Source organism: Hymenobacter piscis, assembly GCF_018760735.1.
In the GTDB taxonomy this organism is placed as follows: domain Bacteria; phylum Bacteroidota; class Bacteroidia; order Cytophagales; family Hymenobacteraceae; genus Hymenobacter; species Hymenobacter piscis.
On record NZ_JAHHZN010000008.1, the window covers coordinates 164711 to 182134 of the forward strand.

Below are 17424 nucleotides of genomic sequence, written 5' to 3' on the forward strand. Positions count from 1 at the left end.
CGCGCTACGGCGCGCCACGGGGCCGGCTATTTGGCGGCGGCCGTGGTGGTTTCGTACTTTTTCAGGCGGCCCAGCACCTGCCACTCGCCCCAGTTAGGGGCCAGGGCCGAGGCGGGCCGGAAGGCGGCAAAGCGGGCCCTGGCTTCCTGGTAAAGCGGCCGGGCCGCTTCGGCCCCGCCCCCGAACATGGCGGGCGTGTAGTACACGTTGTTGGCCGCCACCAGGTAGGCGCGGGGGTTGGCCGGATTCAGGGTTTTGGCCTTGGCCACGGCCTCCTCCACCAGGCCCGAGTATTTCATGGAGCGCAGCATGGGCGAGATGCCCAGCCGGGCCTGGTAGAGGTAGGCCTGGAGCACCAGCACCTCCGATTCGTCGCCGCCCAGCTGGCGGGCCTGGGCCAGGGCTTTTTCGGCCTGGTCGAGGAGCTGATCCTTGGCGTCGCCGTCTTCCTTGCTCTGAAAAACCTGAATGATGAGCGCGTACGCCCGGTAGTAGCGGGGCAGCCAGTCCTGGGGCTTCACGGCGGCGGCGCGCTCCATTTTGGCGGCGCTGGCCCGCAGCACGGCCGGGTCGCCGGTGCTCATGAGCTCGGCAATGGCTCCGGCCAGGAGCGTGTCGTAGGCATCCGCGGGCGCGGCGGCGGCTACCGGGGCGGCTTTGGGGGCGGCGGGTTGCTGGGCCAGGGCCGCGAAGGAAGCGGCAGCCAGGGCGAGGGTGAGCAGGGTCGTCTTCATACCAAAAGGGATTTGTGGTGGAGGATGAGTCAAAGGTGCACCCCACCCGCCGCCCCTGAAATTTGCCGTTACCGAAGCGTCGGATAAAGGGGATGAAGCGTCAGGGGAGGTAAAATGGTGAGGTGGTGAGGTGGTGAGGTGGTGAGATGGTGAAATGGTGAGTTTGACGTGCCAGATGCCTGTCGGCGCCAGTAGCACGGCGGGTTTTTATAGACGGCTAGCCGACAATTACCAAAGTCTACTTCGCGCCATCAGCGCCGCCAGCACGTCAAACTCCCCATTTCACCACCTCACCATTTCACCTCATTCCGGCCGCTCGTTCACGCTGGCGGGGTTCTGCTTGTTGATGGAGACGAACACGCCCAGAAACACCATGCGCGGGGCCGTGGGGCCGATGGCCACGCGGTTGAGCTGGCCGGTGGCGGCGGCGGGCTGGGTGGCGTAGCGGTAACCGAACACGTTGGGGCGGGCCAGCACGTTGGTTACAGCGGCGTGCACCACGGTGAACTGCCCGAACAGGCGGGTGAGGTAGCTGGCGTTCAGGCTCAGGTCCTGGTAGCTGGGCAGGCGGCCCTGGTTATAGCCGGCCTCAGGGTGGTTGAGGTCGTGGTAGCGGCGGGGGCTGCCGTAGCTGGCCGTGGCCCCGAACTGGGTGTGCAGGGCCGGCACCCAGTACTTGGTCACGAGCGACACGTTGTGGCGGGCGGCGAAGGTGGGCACGGCCGCTACGGGGTCCTGGCGGTACTGACGGCGGGTGTCGAGGAAGCCGTAGCTGAGGTAGTACTCCAGGTATTTCACCGTTTTCCGGTCGCGCCAGAGCACGTCCACGCCCCGGGCGTACCCGGCGCCACCGTTGTCGAAGGCCCGCGGGTTGCGGGGGTTGAGGCCATCGAAGCGGGTGAGCTGCCGGTAGGTTTTGTGGTAGGCTTCCACCTGCAGCAGCTGGCCGGCGCGGGTGTACTGGTAGGTGAGCACCGCGTGGCGGGCCTGCTCGAAGCGCAGCTGGGGCGCGGCCACCAGCAGCAGGTTGTTATCAGGCGTCTGGTAGAAGTGGCCGTAGGCTCCCGAAACGGAACTGTTGTCGGTGGTCTGGTAGGCCAGGGCGAGGCGCGGGGCGGCGTTCCAGCGGCCCAGCAGGCCCGAGTACTCGGCGCGTGCCCCCACCCGGCCGGCCAGCCGGTTGAAGAGCTGAAAGTCACTTTCCACGAAGCCGGCCAGCCGCTTCTCCCGGAACTCCGGCCGGTAAGTCAGGGCCTGCGCAGCGTGGGGCTGCACCGTCTGGCTGACCTGCTGCACCAGCCCCTCGGCTCCCACCTTCACATTGAAGCGGGCTGCGGCCGAATCGTTGATGAGCACCACCCGGGCCGTGAGGGCCTGCTCCAGGGTGCGCAGGCGCACGGAATCGGGACGCAGGCGCTGGTCGTCGCGGCTTAGGGCCAGGCCGCTTTGCAGACTCCAGCCCCGGCGCAGGGGACTGCGGAAGGTAGTGTTGAGGTAGGCATTGCCGCTGCGCAAACCCACCGTCTGGGTGCCGGCCGGCTCGGGGCTGGGCTGCCCGATTTGCAGCTGCTGCCCGTTCCAGGTGCCGTACACTTTCAGCATGCCGGCGGCCCCGGTGCGGTGCTGCAACGCCACCGAGGTGGCGAGGCCGCGCGGGGCCTGGTCCCAGCGCACATTCTGGGGCAGCAGGGCGGCGTAGGGCGCCAGGTTGGTGTAGTCGGCCGTGAGAGCCAGCGAAGTCCGCTCCCAGCGCTTGGTGCGCGAGGCCCCCAGGAACACCGAGGTGGCCGACAGGCCGGTTTGCGTTTCGGGGGCCAGGTCGGTGGAGTGGAGCAGCAGCACGCCCGACAGCGCCTGCCCGTAGAGGGCCGAGTAGCCGCCGGTACTGAACACGGTGCCCTTGAACAGGGTGGGCGAAAATCGCCCCCGGGCCGGCACGGCCGCCACCGTGGCGTTGTAGGGGTTCTGCACGGGCAGCCCGTCGAGGTAGACTTTGGTTTCCGCGGCCGCCCCGCCCCGCACGAACAGCATGCCGTCCTCGCCCACCCGGGTGGTGCCGGGCAGGGTGTTGAAGGCGGCCGCCACGTCGGCCAGGGCCCCGGCGGTGGTCTGGATGTCGCGGGTGGTGAGGGCGGCGCTGCGGTGCTCGTCGCTGGCCTCGAAAGCCCCGGCCGTAATCACCACCGAGCCCAGGGCGTGGGGCGAGCTGCGGAGCACGAAACTCAGCGGCGCGGCCGGCGCGGGCAGCGTCAGGGGCTGCTCACTGGTAATGAAGCCCAGCAGGCTCGCCTGCAGCACGTAGGAGCCGGGGGCGGCCCCGGTTTCAAACCGGAACCCGCCCACCGAATCGGTGCTGGTGCCATCGAAGGTGCCGCGCAGAAACACGTTCACGCCCGGCAGGGGCTGGCCGGCCGCATCGCGCACGGTACCGCGCAGGGTGGCAGATTGGGCCCGGGCAGTCAGCACGGGCAGCAGCAACAGGAGCAGGAACAGCAGGCGTTTCATAGCGGTAGCGGGGAAGGTTGCCCAAAAGTGGGTCGCCGCCGGAGCCGCTGAAACTCGCCCTTACCGAACCGTCGGATTTCCGGGATGAAGCGTCGGTTGAGTTGGTTGTTGGTTGTTAAAGAAAGAACGGCATTCCGAGCGAAGGCGAAGCCGGAGCCGAGGAATCTCGCGTGCTGAGGTTGCCACACTACTTCTGTCGTCTGGTTACCGTCCCAGTGTCAGCACGCGAGATTCCTCGGCTGCACTCGGAATGACGCTCCTTTTTACTGACAACTGACAACGAGTAACTGACAACCAACTCACTCCTGCGTCACGCCTACCATCACGCCGAAGTCGCCATCGGTTTGGAAGCTGCCGCCGGCCGGCCAGTAGGTGCGCGACACGAACCCATCCAGATACAGCGCCTCCCGGCAGCCGCAGCGCTGGAAGTAGCGGGCGAAATCGTAGAAACTGACCTTCCGGCGCGACATCACCAGCAGCACCCGCCCATCGGGCAGCAGCCCCACGCCGTTGCGCACCTGCACATTGGCCGAACCAGCCCGAAATGCCGGGTTCAAGCGGCCGTGCACCAGCAGCAGCGGCCCCGACTGGGTGGCAAACTGCACCGACCCCACCCCATCAAACGCAGCCGTGGCGCAGATGCCGGCGCGGCGGGCAGCTGTGAGGTAGAACACGCCGTTGGGCGGCAGGTAGAAGTTGCCCGCGCCCCGGCCGGTATCCAGGGGCGTGCGCGTCCGGCCGTTTTCCACAAACAAACCCACGGGTCGGTGGTCGGGGCGGTACATGCCGCCGTTGCAGGCAAACACCAGCCGGCGGCCGCGCCGGGCCAACCAGTCGCGCAGCCGGCCCAGGCTGCCCAGCCGCGTGCCGGCCTCGTCCTGGTAGTAGAGTTGCAGGTGCTGGCGGCGCGGGTCTACCTCAAATGCCAGAAACCGGTCGTCGTCGTCAGAAGTACCCGCCGCGGCGGGCGCGGCCCGGTGTTGCCAGAGTAGCAGCAGCCCACTCAAAACGACCAGCAGTGCGTATCGGCGGCTCCTCATCTTGTTTCATTCGCCATCCGCACCCCCTACCCCGCCGGCAGCGTGAGCACGAACCGGGTGCCCACGCCTTCCTCCGACTCCACCCGCAGGGTGCCGCCGTGTCCGTTTACCACCACATCGTGCGATAAAGACAAACCCAGACCAGTACCCTCGCCAGCGGGCTTGGTGGTGAAGAAGGGCTCGAAGATGCGCGCCTGCACGGCCGCCGGAATGCCCGTGCCGTTGTCCTGCACCCAGAGCTCGACCCCGCCCGCGGGGAGCGGCCGGCTCCCGATTTCCACACTGGGCACGTAGCCGGCGGGGGCCGTGCGCTGGCGCTGGCGCACGGCGTACAGGGCGTTGGTGCAGAGGTTAAGCAGCACCCGGCCCAGGTCGGCGGCCACTACGGGCAACGCAGGCAGCCCGGACGCCAGGGCCGGCGTGAGGGTGGCCGTAAAGTCCGGAAACTGGTGGCGTACGCCCTCGTAGGCCAGGTGCAGGTTGGTGCGGGCTAGTTCGTTGAGGTCGGTGGCGGCGCGGGGCGACTGGCCGGTGCGGGCGTGTTCGAGCATGCCCTTGATGATGGCCGTGGCCCGCTGCCCGTGCTGGCTGATTTCGCGCAGATTTTCCTTTAGCCCCTCGTAGATGTCGTGCTCCAGCCGCTCGTTGCGGGCCAGCTGCTGGGCCCCGCTGATTTCATCCACCAGGTTGGCACTCACGGCCGCAAACTGCTTCACGAAGCCCAGCGGGTTTTGCAGCTCGTGGGCTACGCCGGCCGTCATTTCGCCCAGAAAAGCCATTTTCTCGCGCTGCACCAGCATCAGCTGGGCTTCCCGGAGCTCGGCCAGGGAAGCCTGCAGGGCGGCGTTGGTGCGCTGCTGCTGCCGGTCGTGGCGCACGAGCAGGCCGATGAGCAGCAACAGGCCGCCCAGACCGGCCAGCAGCCCGTAGGTCTGGTAGCGGCTGGTGAGCTCGCGCGCGTCGGCCGCCGCCCGCTGGGCCCGCTGCCGGGCCTCGTAGTTCACGTTTTGCAGGCGCATCACTTTTTCCTGGCCAAAGAGCGTGTCCTTCATGGCCACCAGCAGGCTCTGGTAGCGGAAGGCGCTGTCGGGCCGGTTCAAGCGGTCGAACTCCCGGGTGAGCAGCACGCTGCCATTGAGCACGCCCCGCAGGAAGCCGTTGGCCCGGGCGGCCTGCACACCCAGCCGGGCGTAATAAATCACCGAATCGGCCTGGCCGAGCTGCTGGTGCAGGGCGGCCAGGCCCAGGTAGGAGAAGTTGAGGCTGCGCAGGTGGCCCCGCCGCTCCGACTCGGCCAGACTGCGCCGGTAATAGGCCCGGGCCTGGGCTACTTGCCCGCGCTGGCGGGCTACATTGCCCAGGCCGTAGAGAATGTAGTTGGTGGAGGAGTGCAGGCGCCGGGCCAGGGCGTAGGCCCGCTCCTGGTAGTAGGCTGCCGAATCGACCTCCCCGTAAAGGTCGTAGGCCAGCCCGATGTTGCTGATTTCCACCACTTCGCGGCGCTCATCGCCCAGCAGGCGGTCGAGAGCCAGGGCCCGGAAGTAGTACGAGAGGCCCACCTGCCGGTCGCGCAGGTACACGTAGATGATGCCGATGCTGCGCAGGTTCTGGGCCTGCAGACTGGTATCGCGCAGCTGCTGGCCAATGCGCAGGGACTGCTGAAACAGGCGCAGGGCCTCGGCCAGGTTGCTCTCGCGCAGGGCCGCGCCCAGGCGGTTGAGCGCCGCGCCCTCGCCCCGGCGGTGACCCAGCTGCCGGGCCAGGGCCAAAGACCGGTGGGCATACGCGGCCGCCGAATCGGTATTGGAAGCCCAGAACTGGTCGCTGAGGCGGTAGAGCAGCTCCACCCGGCTGCTGTCGGCGGGGGTCTGGAGCACCAGTTGGCGCAGGCTGTCGATGGCGGAGCGGTGGGCCGAGGGCTGAGCGACGCCGGTCACGCTCAGCAGCCACATCGCGCAGAACAGTAGAAAACGGCCGCTGAACGCCATACAAAACACGGATTTGCCGGGCGGAGCGGGCGGGGCGGAAATATGTCTCCCGCAGCCACCGTCAGGCTTACCGCGAATATCCAACAAAATAGATAAATACCAGCCGGGCCGGGCAGCCCCCTGCCCTTGACCACCCGCTCCGCCCTGCTACCTTTGCCCCATGCCCCTGACCTGGACCCTCAAACCCTTCGCCGACCTGACTACGGCCGAACTCTACGCCCTGCTGCAACTGCGCTCCGAAGTTTTCGTGGTGGAGCAAACCTGCCCGTTTCAGGATATCGACGGCCAGGACCAGGCCGCCTGGCACCTGCTGGGCTACACGGCGGCGGGCGAACTGGCCGCCTACAGCCGCCTGTTCGGGGCCGGCATCAGCTACCCCGAGGCCAGCATCGGGCGGGTGGTGGTGAGCCCGCGCCACCGCCGCGGCGGCCACGGCCGGGAGCTCCTGCGCGAGTCGTTGGCCGCCCTGGCGCAACTGTTCGGCTCCCAGCCCATCCAGATCGGGGCCCAGCGCTACCTGCAGGCGTTCTACGAGAGTTTCGGCTTCCGGCAGGTGGGTGCGGGCTACCTCGAAGACGGCATTCCGCACCTCCACATGGTGCGGGCCTGACGCCGGCTGCCCCGCCGCCAGGAAAAAATGGGCCGGCCTTGTGCGGCTAGGCAGCCGGGGTAGCTCCCGCGCCGGTTGCCGTAGTATTAAAGTACAACGCCCCGCTCACTACGTGAGCGGGGCGTTGTACTTTATCCATGTACTGGATTATCGACGTGCTGGCTACTTCGTGCCGGTCGGGCCGGCGGCCTTTTCGGGGGTCGGGGCGGGGGCGTTCTTCACGAATTTATCGAGCCAGCTGTTCATCTCCCAGAGCATGTGCAGCAGTGATTCCCTGCCGGTGTAGCCGTGGCTCTCGTAGGGCAGCAGCACCAGGCGGGTGCTGGCGCCATAGCTCTTGAGGGCCGTGTAGTAGCGTTCCGACTGCATGGGGAAGGTGCCGGTGTTGTTGTCGGCCTCGCCGTGGATGAGCAGCAGCGGGGTCTTCATCTTGTCGGCGTTCTGGAAGGGCGACATGGTATTGTACACGTCGGGGGCCTGCCAGTAGGTACGCTGCTCATTCTGGAAGCCAAAGGGCGTGAGCGTGCGGTTATAGGCCCCGCTGCGGGCCACCCCGGCCCGGAACATGTTGCTGTGGGTGAGCAGGTTGGCCGTCATGAAAGCCCCGTAGGAGTGGCCGCCCACGGCCACGCGGTTGGCATCCACCACGCCCCGGCGCACGCCCTCCTCAATGGCGGCCCGGGCGCTGGCCACGAGCTGGGTGACGTAGGTGTCGTTGGGCTCCTTGTCGCCCTCGCCCACGATGGGGATGCTGGCGTTATCGAGCACGGCGTAGCCCATGGTCACGAAGGCCGCCGCCCCCCAGTAGCTGATGCGGTTGAACTGATAGGGCGAGCCGTTGACCTGGCCGGCGGCGGCGGCACTCTTGAACTCGGCCGGGTAAGCCCACAGGAAGGTGGGCAGCGGGCCGTCCTCCTTCTTATAGCCCGCGGGCAGGTAGAGCATGGCCGTCAGCTCCACCCCGTCGGCCCGCTTGTAGCGCAGCTGTTCCTTCTGGATGCCTTTAAGCTGAGGGTACGGGTGGGGAAAATTGGTGATCTGCAACGGGGCGATGCGCCGCACGAGGTTGCGTACGTAGTAGTTCGGGTTTTCGGCGGGCTGCTCCTGGGTGGTGAGCAGCACCCGGTTCCGGGCATCAAGCACGGCCACGGGCCGCTCGAAGACGGGGGCCTGGGAGCGCCAGAGCTCCTGGCTTTTGCCGGTTTTGAGGTTGAGCAGGCTCACGAAGGGCCGGTCGCCATCGGCCGAGGCGCCCGTGCCATTGAGCAGCAGCAGTTCGTTCTGGGGCAGCAGGTTGAGTACGTCGCGGCCGTACTGGTTGCGGCGGGTATCGGGCCGGCCGGGGTCGGAGTAGCGGTCTTCAAAGGAGCGGTCGAAGAGGGTACTAGCCTGCCAGGTGCGCGGCTTCACAAGTTTAGTGAGCGTCTTGCGCGACTGCCACCACGTTTCCGTGGCCAGGGCCACGTTGTCGTCGCCCCACTCAAAGCCGCGGAAGCGGTATTGGGCAGCGTAAATCTGCTTGGGTCTGCCCGTAAAGGGCGCTTCGAGGGCGAATACTTTGTCGCGGATGGCGGCCGGCTGCCTGGGGTTGCCCCCGTCCTGGGCTTCGGTGTAGTAGACGGTGGCCGGCGCGTCGTTGCGCCAGTCGTAGTCGCGTGGGCCGGTGGGGGCGCCATCGGGGCTGTAGGGCACGTTTTCCTGGGCGGGCGTGTCGGCCAGTAGTTTCACCCGGGTGCCATCGAGGGTAAACACCTCCGTGCGCGTGGGGAAGCGGTACACCGGCACGAGGTAGGAGAACGGGGCGTGCAGGGTCTGGGTGAGCACGTAGCGGCCATCGGGTGAGGGCTGGGCCTCGGCCATGATACCCGGCTGGCCGATGGGCCGGGTCTGGCCATCAAGCCCCAGGCGCATAACCTGGGCCGTGGCGTAATACTGGAACTGCGCCTCGTCGGAGGGGTTTTTGAGCAGGTCCTGGTAGGTGGGGGCCTGGCCCGAGCGGCCGAGGTTTTCCTGTACCGTGGGGCCGGCCGGCACCCGGCTCACTGCCGGCGCGGGCCCGCGCCCGGCCGGTACGGCCCGCACGATAAAACCCTGCCCATCGGAAAGCCAGGCATAGGGCGTGCCCAGCACGGCGTTCAGGGCCACGCTGCCCACCCGCCGGGCCGCGGCGGTGGCCACGTCGGCCACGTAGAGCTCGATCTGGCTATCGGTGGTGTGAGTGAAGGCAATCCGGGTTTCGTCGGGCGACCATTGCACGTAGCTCAGGCGGGCGTCGGCGGGCAGGCCCGTTACCGGCACTTCGGCCCCGGACGGTATTTTTTTGAGCTTCAGCCCGGTCAGGTACTGGGCCCGGCTGGGGCCGGTGGTGGCGGGATTGAGGCGCAGGCCCGCCAGCCGCAGCTCGGGCTGCGAAAGCTCGGCAATGGTGGGGTTGGCGGCCCGCTCCAGAATCACCAGGTACTGGCCCTTGGAGTCGACGCTCACGCCCGGGGTGGGCGGCACGGTTACGAGGTCGGCCAGGGCCTGGGGCGGCGTCTGGTACGTAGCGGCATCCTGGGCCACGGCATAGGTGCTGAGCAGCAGCAGCCCCATCAGGAGTTTTTTCATAACGACTTGCTTTTAATTGCGACGAGCTAAAGTTTGCCCAAAATGTCCGGAAACCAAGCCGGGCATTTCAGATGGGTACTCGCCCTCCGCCACCAGCCCTGGCCAAGCACGCCGGGGCCGCGCCGCCGCCGCCGGCAGGCCTGGTAGTCAGGAAGTACCCGAACAGGGAGCACCCGAACAGGAAGCCACGAGAATACTGCGCGGCTTTTCGGGTAAAAACCCCGAATATTGACCGGCTGATTCTTCCGGCAGCCTGCGCTGAGGCCGGGACGTTTGTGAATGCGGGCACCGGGCCCTATTTTCCGACTGATATGCTTATTTACGGTTACCGCGCTTCGCACCTGCTTACCGAGCCCGTGGCGGGCACCTGCCCGGCCTGCGCCACCTCCGATGGACTGCGCACGAGCGTATTCGGGCGCTACGCGCACGTGTACTGGTTTCCGCTGCTGCCCATTGGCAAAACGGGGGCAGCAGAGTGCGCCCACTGCCAGTTCGTTGTGCGACCCAAGGAAATGGATGCCTCGCTGAAGCAGGCATTCCGGCAGCTCAAGCAGCGCAGCCGCGCCCCGTGGTGGCATTTTGCAGGCCTGCTGGTAGCCCTGGTCGGACTGGGATGGGGGCTGGTAGCTCACAGCAACGATGCGCGGGCCAACCAGTCGTTTATCACCCTGCCCCACAAGGGCGACCTCTACCACGTGCGCACCGCCAACGGCCACTATTCGCTCTGGAAGGTTCAGGACGTGACCGGCAACGCCGTGAAGCTGCTGGCCAACAACTACGAAATCGACAACCAGACCAAGGTCAACGAGCTCAACCGCCCCGAGAACTTCGGCTCCGACCCGCTCGAGCTCACCCGCTACGACCTGAACATCATGCTGGCCAAGGAAGAAATTGTGGACGTAGAACGGCCGGCGGAAAAAAACTAAGAAGGCAGAGCGAAGAAAAAGTCCGGACGGGCCGCCTTTACGGGCCGTTTACAGCCCCTTCGGCAGGCGGATGGCGTCGAGGTAGTCGCGCAGGCCGCCGGAGTGCTGGAAGAGGTGAAGGAACAGGATATGCTCCGAGTCGTACTCGCACCATTCCTCGGCGTAGAAGTCGGCCACCGCAAACAGGCGCAGGCGGAAGCTGTCCTGGCGCCGCTCGGCCAGCAGGCGGCCGTGCCGGCGCAGGTACTCCGTCTGGCGGTACATGTGCAGCTGTTTGAAGTCGGCGTATTTCATGGCGGCGGCGCCCCAAGATACGGCCGGCCCGGCAGACGTCCGCCGCCCCGCTTCCAGCTGGCCCCGGCCGGGCCGCCGGAAGCCGCCGCTGGTTTTCCGGCCGGGCTTACCGAAATTTGGGGGTGGAACCCACCGCCGAAACCCGCAAAATCATTCACCTCGACATGGACGCGTTCTACGCCTCCGTGGAGCAGCGCGACCAGCCGGAGCTGCGCGGGCGGCCCGTGGCCGTGGGCGGAGCCCGGGCCCGGGGCGTGGTGGCGGCGGCCAGCTACGAGGCCCGCCGGTTCGGGGTGCGCTCGGCCATGCCCGCCGCCACGGCCCTGCGCAAGTGCCCGGAGCTGGTGTTCGTGAAGCCCCGCTTCGAGGTGTACAAGGAAGTTTCGCGGCAGATCCGGGCCATCTTCGCCGAGTACACGCCGCTTATCGAGCCGCTTTCCCTGGATGAGGCCTACCTCGACGTGACCGAAAACCTCAAGGGGCTGCCCCTGGCCAGCGAGGTAGCCCGCCACATCCGGGCCGAGATTCTGCGCCAGACCCAGCTCACGGCCTCGGCCGGCATCAGCTACAATAAGTTTCTGGCCAAGCTGGCCTCCGATTACCGCAAACCCAACGGCCAGTTCGTGATCCGGCCCGAGCAGGGGCTGGCCTTCGTGGAGAAGCTGCGGGTGGGCGAGTTTCACGGCATCGGGCCGGCCACCGCGGCCCGGCTCAACCAGCTCGGCATCTTCTCGGGCCTCGATTTACGGCAGCAGTCGGAAACGTTTCTGCGCCAGCACTTCGGCAAGGCCGGCGGCTACTACTACCTTATCGCCCGGGCCCAGGACCCGCGGCCCGTGCGGCCCGACCGGGTGCGCAAGTCCATCGGCTCGGAAACCACCTTCGAGCACGACCTGACCAGCTACGACGACCTTTGGGCCCGCCTGCTGCCCTGCCTCACTGCCACCTGGGAGCAGGCCCAGCGCCTGGGCCTGCGCGGCCGCACGCTCACGCTCAAAATCAAGTACGCCGACTTCCAGCAAATCACCCGCAGCCGCACCCTTTTCGCCCCCCTGCCCCACCGCGACCAGGCCGAGCGCCTCGCCCAGGAACTGCTCCGGGCTCAGCTGCCGCTTCCCCGGGGCGTGCGCCTGCTCGGCCTCACCCTCTCCAACCTTGAAAGCCAGGAAGACCTGGTCGGCCAGCAGCTGGGCCTGGCGTTGTGAGTTGTTGGTTGTCAGTTGTCAGTTGTCAGTTGTCAGTTGTCAGAAAGAACGGTCATCCTGAGCGGAGCGAAGGATCTTCTCACATTAAAACGATTCGTTTGTGCGATGGTCGTTCCAGCGTGACAAGGTCCTTCGCTTCGCTCAGGATGACCGTTCTTTCTGACAACCAACAACTGACAACCAGCAACTCTACTTCAGCAACTCGTGCAGGACGGTTTGCATGGAGAAAGTGCGGTTGCCGGCTTCCTGAATGATGAGGGAATTGGGCGAGTCGAGCACGGCGTCAGAGACTTCCACGTTGCGGCGCACGGGCAGGCAGTGCAGGAACCGGGCGTTGTCGGTGAGGGCCATGTGTTCGGGCGTGAGCATCCAGGAACGGTCGGTGCTCAGCACCTGGCCGTAGTCGTAGTAGCTGCTCCAGTTCTTGGCCTGCACGTAGTCGGCGCCCTCGAGGGCCTTCTGCTGGTCGTACTCGATGCGGGCGCCGCGGGTGAAGATGGGGTCCAGCTCGTAGCCTTCGGGGTGAGTAATGACGAAGTCCACCCAGTCGATATCGGTGAACCAGTCGCAGAACGAGTTGGGCACGCACTGGGGCAACGCGCGCACGTGCGGGGCCCAGGTGAGCACCACTTTCACGCGCTCCTTCTGCTTGGTTTCGGCCACCGTAATCAGGTCGGCGAAGCTTTGCAGCGGGTGGCGGGTGGCGCTTTCCAGGCTGATGACGGGCACGGTGGCGTACTGCATGATTTTGTTGAATACTTCCTCACTGTAGTCGGCCTCGCGGTCCTTGAGCGTGGGGAAGGTGCGCACGCCCAGCACGTCGCAGTACTGGCTCATCACGGCAATGGCGTCTTTGATGTGCTCCTGGGTCGAGCCGTTCATCACCGCGCCGTCGTTCATTTCCAGGGTCCAGGAGTCGGCGCCGGCGTTGAGCACCCAGGCTTGCGCGCCCAGGTTGTAGGCCGCCTTCACCGAGCTGAGCCGGGTGCGCAGGCTGGGGTTGAAGAAAATCAGCCCGACAGTTTTGTTGCGCCCGACGTGCTGGTAGCCGAAGGGGTTGGCCTTGATTTCCAGGGCTTGCTGCAACAGGGCGTTATGGTCGCCCGCATCGGCGAAGGACGTGAAGTTTTTCATGGGATTTTCTACGGGGTTTCAGAACGGCAGACGAAAGGGGCGGTCTGTCGTTTGGTCGTCATGCTGAGCTTGTCGAAGCATCTCTACCGCTTCGTTGATTTAATATGGTGCTTAGTGCTGGCCTAGATGCTTAGCGTACTCGTTTTGTATCATCCCACCTGTGACAAACTTATCTATAGCAGCTCCATAGGCTTCAACAGCAAAAGCAAGGGCTTCCTCCACTGAGTCAAACTCATGAGTGACGCCATAAGGAGCATCCTCCGGGTCGAGCACAGAAAACTCATGTACGTCATGAAAGTCTTCGTCCCCTTCATCGAACGATTCAAAGTAGGTGACGATAAACTGGTTTTTATTCTTGCTGAGGACCATCCACCTTATGAAGGTATATTCCGCCTCCTGCTCGTGGGAAAGCCACTGCTCTACCTCTTTTCCTAGATGTAGACGTGCTGTTAACTCCGATGCTGCGAGATAGTGAGACATAGCCACGGTTGGAACAAGACTTACAAATACAAGAACGTCATGCTGAGCTTGCCGAAGCATCTCTACCGCTTCGTTGAACTTATCCTGCCCACGTCTGCAAATCAATAGCCTGCCACGTCGGATTAAAAGCCGCAATCAGTGCGTCTTTCTTCTGCCGCGTCCAGCCTTTCAGCTGCTTTTCCCGTGCAATGGCCTGCGTGGCATCCGGGCACTGCTCGAAGTACACCAGCAAATCCGCTTGATAGCGGCCGGTGAACTTGCCCGCGTCGCCGCGGACCTGACTGTGCTCGTATAGGCGGCGGGCCAGGTCGTTGGTGACGCCGATGTAGAGCACGGTTTGGGTCGGGTTGGTCAGAATGTAGACATACATGCGGCTACATTACGCAGAACCGCCGAAAAATTAGAACGTCATGCTGAGCGAAGCCGAAGTATCCCTCCAGGGGGCGTCCTCACGAGAGGAGTTACTATCAGGAGAGATACTGTGGCTTCGCTCAGCATGACGTTCTGGCTTTATTCGGTCAGTGCTGATGCTGGGCAACGAAGCGGTAGAGATGCTTCGACAGGCTCAGCATGACGTCCCTTTCTGTTTATTCAGCCGACCAGCTTACATGGCCTTAAATTCCTTCCAGCTCTTGATGCTCAGATCCTCGAGCTTCAGGGTGGTGAAGGCGTGAATGAAGGCTTTGGCCAGGCGGGCGTTGGTGATGAGCGGGATGTTGAAGTCCACGGCCGTGCGGCGGATTTTATAGTCGTTGTCCAGCTCGCCCTTGGTCGTGTTCTTGGGGATGTTGATGACCAGGTCGATTTTTCGCTCGCGCAGGTAGGTCAGGGCGTTGGGCTCCTGTAGCTCATCGGGCCAGTAGACCAGGGTGCTGGGCACCCCGTTTTCGGCGTAGAAGCTGTGCGTGCCGTGGGTGGCGTAGAGCGTGTAGCCCTTCTGCACCAGCACCTGCGCCGATTCCAGCAGGGCCACTTTGGACGTCAGCGGGCCGCTGGAAATCAGCACCGTTTTCTCCGGAATGCGGTAGCCCACGCTCAGCAGCGACTTGAGCAGGGCTTCCTCGGCCGTGTCGCCCAGGCAGCCTACTTCGCCGGTACTGGTCATGTCCACGCGCAGCACCGGGTCGGCGCCCTGCAGGCGGGTGAAGGAGAACTGCGAGGCCTTCACGCCCACGAAGGGCAGATCGTACACCAGCTCGCTCGCGTCGCGCTCCACGTGCTGGCCCAGCAGCACCTTGGTGGCCTTCTTGATCAGGTTGTGGCCCGAAACCTTGCTCACGAACGGGAAAGAGCGCGAGGCGCGCAGGTTGCACTCAATCACGCGGATTTCGCGGTTTTTCTCCAGGAACTGGATGTTGAACGGCCCGCTGATCTGGAAGCGCCGGGCAATCTTCTCGGCAATGACCTTGAGCTTGCGCACCGTGCCCACGTACACGCGCTGGGGCGGGTAGTACATGGTGGCGTCGCCGGAGTGTACGCCGGCAAACTCCACGTGCTCGGAAATGGCGTAGCTCACGATTTCGCCCTGGTCGGCCACCGCGTCCAGCTCGATTTCCTTGGCATCCTGGATGAACTGCGACACCACCACCGGGTACTCGGCACTCACGTCCACGGCCAGCTTCAGGTACTCCTCCAGCTCCGGCACGTTGGACACCACGTTCATGGCCGCGCCCGACAGCACGTAGCTCGGCCGGATCAGCACCGGGAAGCCCACTTCCTTCACGAAGCCGTAAATGGCCTCCATGGTGGTCAGCTCGCTCCAGCGCGGTTGGGCAATGCCCAGCTCGTCCAGGATGCTGCTGAACTTGTGGCGGTTTTCGGCCTCGTCGATGCGGGCGGCGGCGGTGCCCAGGATGGGCGCGCCGGCCGCTTCGAGGCGGGTGGCAATGTTGTTGGGAATCTGGCCGCCGGTGCTCAGAATCACGCCCTGGGGCGTCTCGAAGTCCAGAATATCCATCACCCGCTCGTAGCTCAATTCCTCGAAGTAGAGGCGGTCCGACACGTCATAGTCGGTGCTCACGGTTTCGGGGTTGTAGTTGATGATGATGGACTTGTAGCCTTCCTCGTTCACCGTCTGGGCCGCGTTTACCCCGCACCAGTCAAACTCCACCGACGAGCCGATGCGGTACACGCCCGAGCCCAGCACCACCACCGATTTATCGGTTTCTGGTTCCAGGTCGTTTTCGGTGCCGTGGTAGGTGAGGTAGAGGTAGTTGGTCTGGGCCGGGAATTCGGCCGCCAGCGTGTCGATTTGCTTCACCACGGGCACCACGCCCAGGGCCTTGCGGCGGGCGCGCACCAGCATTTCGTTGGCCTTCACCTCGGCCGAACCGAGAAGCTGCACGGCCAGCTGCTGGTCCGAAAAGCCCATTTTCTTGGCCTGGCGCAGCAGGTCGGTTTCCAGGGCGTCGAGGCCGCCCTGCCGGCGCTTTTCGGCCAGCTGCTGGCCCAGTTGGTAGATGCCGTAGAGGCGCTGCAAAAACCACCGGTCGATGCGCGTGAGCTCGTACACGCGCTCCACGTCGTAGCCAGCCTGGAAGGCCTCGTTGATGGCGAAGATGCGCTCCTCGTTGGGCTCGCTCAGCAGCGTGTCGAGCTTGGTCAGGTCGATGGGCTCGGGCTTGTTGGCCACGAAGCCGCGCCGGCCGGTGTCGAGCATGCGCAGGCCCTTCTGCACGGCTTCCTCGAAGGTTTTGCCGATGGCCATCACCTCGCCCACACTCTTCATGGCCGAGCCAATCTCGCGCTGCACGCCCGAAAACTTACCCAAATCCCAGCGCGGCAGCTTCACCACCAGGTAGTCGAGCGAGGGCTCGAAGAAGGCCGAAGTGGTCTGCGTGACGCTGTTCTTGAGCTCGGCCAAAGAGTAGCCCAAGCTCAGCTTGGCGGCCACGAAGGCCAGCGGGTAGCCCGTGGCCTTGGACGCCAAGGCCGAGGAGCGCGAGAGGCGCGCATTCACCTCAATCACGCGGTATTCCTCCGAGTGCGGGTCGAGGGCGTACTGAATGTTGCACTCGCCCACGATGCCCAGGTGGCGGATGGTCTGGATGCCGATGCTGCGCAGCTTGTGGTACTCGCGGTTGCTGAGCGTCTGCGACGGGGCCACCACGATACTCTCCCCGGTATGGATGCCGATGGGGTCGAAGTTTTCCATGTTGCAGACGGTGATGCAGTTGTCAAACGCATCCCGCACCACCTCGTACTCCACTTCTTTCCAGCCCTTCAAGGACTCTTCCACCAGAATTTGGTCGGACGTCGAGAAGGCCTTCTGGGCCAGGGTGCGCAGCTCATCCATGTTGTTGGCGAAACCGCTGCCCAAACCGCCCAGGGCAAAGGCGGCGCGCACGATGATGGGGAAGCCAATGCGCTCGGCCGCGGCCAGGGCGCCTTCCATCGTGGTTACGGCTTCGCTGCGGGCCGTGAGCACGCCGATCTGGTCGAGCTTTTCCTTGAAGATGTCGCGGTCCTCGGTGTCGATGATGCTTTGCACGGGCGTGCCGAGCACGCGCACGTTGTACTTCTCAAACACGCCGCCGCGGTACAGGGCCACGGCGCAGTTCAGGGCCGTCTGGCCGCCGAAAGCCACCAGAATGCCGTCGGGCTGCTCCTTCTTGATGACCTCCTCCACGAAGTAGGGCGTCACGGGCAGGAAGTACACGTCGTCGGCAATGTCGTCCGACGTCTGCACGGTGGCAATGTTGGGGTTGATGAGGATGGTGCGGATGCCTTCCTCCTTCAGCGCCTTGAGGGCCTGCGAGCCGGAATAATCGAACTCCCCGGCCTCGCCAATTTTGAGGGCGCCGGAACCAAGGATGAGGACTTTGTTGGGTTTGTTCATTAGGTCGTGAGGGTTGGGTAACAGACTGCGCGGGAGCAGCCGTGTTCAAAGGCAATGGCGCGA

At 64.9% G+C, this 17424-nt stretch carries 13 protein-coding genes; 3 read left to right on the plus strand and 10 right to left on the minus strand.

What is annotated here, in order from left to right; genetic code table 11:
- Window positions 1–26 precede the first annotated feature (26 nt).
- The 4 genes from KLP40_RS10965 to KLP40_RS10980 all read right to left on the minus strand — a co-directional run bounded on the left by KLP40_RS10965 (window position 27) and on the right by KLP40_RS10980 (window position 6231).
- A complete protein-coding gene (locus KLP40_RS10965; protein WP_215593822.1) occupies window positions 27–734 on the minus strand; it encodes a hypothetical protein in 708 nt (235 codons plus the stop codon).
- Between the two features lie 303 nt (window positions 735–1037).
- Window positions 1038–3239, minus strand: a complete 2202-nt coding sequence (locus KLP40_RS10970) for a TonB-dependent receptor (protein WP_215593823.1) — start codon at window positions 3237–3239, stop codon at window positions 1038–1040.
- Between the two features lie 299 nt (window positions 3240–3538).
- Window positions 3539–4246, minus strand: coding sequence for a phosphodiester glycosidase family protein (locus KLP40_RS10975; protein ID WP_246558774.1), 708 nt, complete (start codon window positions 4244–4246; stop codon window positions 3539–3541).
- Between the two features lie 59 nt (window positions 4247–4305).
- Window positions 4306–6231, minus strand: coding sequence for a tetratricopeptide repeat-containing sensor histidine kinase (locus KLP40_RS10980; protein WP_215593825.1), 1926 nt, complete (start codon window positions 6229–6231; stop codon window positions 4306–4308).
- Window positions 6232–6427: 196 nt separating this feature from the next.
- Here KLP40_RS10980 and KLP40_RS10985 point away from each other — a divergent pair, with 196 nt between their 5' ends.
- A complete protein-coding gene (locus KLP40_RS10985) occupies window positions 6428–6877 on the plus strand; it encodes a GNAT family N-acetyltransferase (protein ID WP_215593826.1) in 450 nt (149 codons plus the stop codon).
- A 162-nt stretch (window positions 6878–7039) separates the two neighbouring features.
- Here KLP40_RS10985 and KLP40_RS10990 read toward each other — a convergent pair whose 3' ends face one another.
- Complete coding sequence (locus tag KLP40_RS10990) at window positions 7040–9484, minus strand: S9 family peptidase (RefSeq protein WP_215593827.1); 2445 nt, start codon at window positions 9482–9484, stop codon at window positions 7040–7042.
- Window positions 9485–9795: 311 nt separating this feature from the next.
- Between KLP40_RS10990 and KLP40_RS10995 the strand changes: the two genes are divergently transcribed.
- On the plus strand, window positions 9796–10410 hold the full coding sequence (locus KLP40_RS10995; protein ID WP_215593828.1) for a hypothetical protein: 615 nt from the start codon (window positions 9796–9798) through the stop codon (window positions 10408–10410).
- 48 nt (window positions 10411–10458) lie between these two features.
- On the opposite strand, the gene KLP40_RS11000 is transcribed toward KLP40_RS10995, so the two are convergent.
- Window positions 10459–10704 carry a hypothetical protein gene (locus KLP40_RS11000; protein ID WP_215593829.1) on the minus strand — a complete coding sequence of 82 codons (246 nt, stop codon included), beginning with the start codon at window positions 10702–10704 and terminating at the stop codon, window positions 10459–10461.
- A gap of 122 nt (window positions 10705–10826) precedes the next feature.
- On the opposite strand from KLP40_RS11000, the gene dinB reads away from it, so the two are divergent.
- Complete coding sequence (gene dinB / locus KLP40_RS11005; RefSeq protein WP_215593830.1) at window positions 10827–11909, plus strand: DNA polymerase IV; 1083 nt, start codon at window positions 10827–10829, stop codon at window positions 11907–11909.
- Window positions 11910–12098: 189 nt separating this feature from the next.
- On the opposite strand, the gene KLP40_RS11010 is transcribed toward dinB, so the two are convergent.
- The 4 genes from KLP40_RS11010 to carB form a co-directional block, all read right to left on the minus strand.
- Window positions 12099–13043 carry an N-acetylornithine carbamoyltransferase gene (locus tag KLP40_RS11010; protein ID WP_215593831.1) on the minus strand — a complete coding sequence of 315 codons (945 nt, stop codon included), beginning with the start codon at window positions 13041–13043 and terminating at the stop codon, window positions 12099–12101.
- Between the two features lie 111 nt (window positions 13044–13154).
- On the minus strand, window positions 13155–13523 hold the full coding sequence (locus KLP40_RS11015; protein WP_215593832.1) for a hypothetical protein: 369 nt from the start codon (window positions 13521–13523) through the stop codon (window positions 13155–13157).
- 79 nt (window positions 13524–13602) lie between these two features.
- The gene (locus KLP40_RS11020; protein WP_215593833.1) at window positions 13603–13893 is read right to left on the minus strand and encodes a GIY-YIG nuclease family protein; all 291 of its coding nucleotides are present in this window, start codon (window positions 13891–13893) and stop codon (window positions 13603–13605) included.
- A 234-nt stretch (window positions 13894–14127) separates the two neighbouring features.
- Complete coding sequence (carB, locus tag KLP40_RS11025) at window positions 14128–17361, minus strand: carbamoyl-phosphate synthase (glutamine-hydrolyzing) large subunit (RefSeq protein WP_215593834.1); 3234 nt, start codon at window positions 17359–17361, stop codon at window positions 14128–14130.
- Between the last annotated feature and the right edge of the window lie 63 nt (window positions 17362–17424).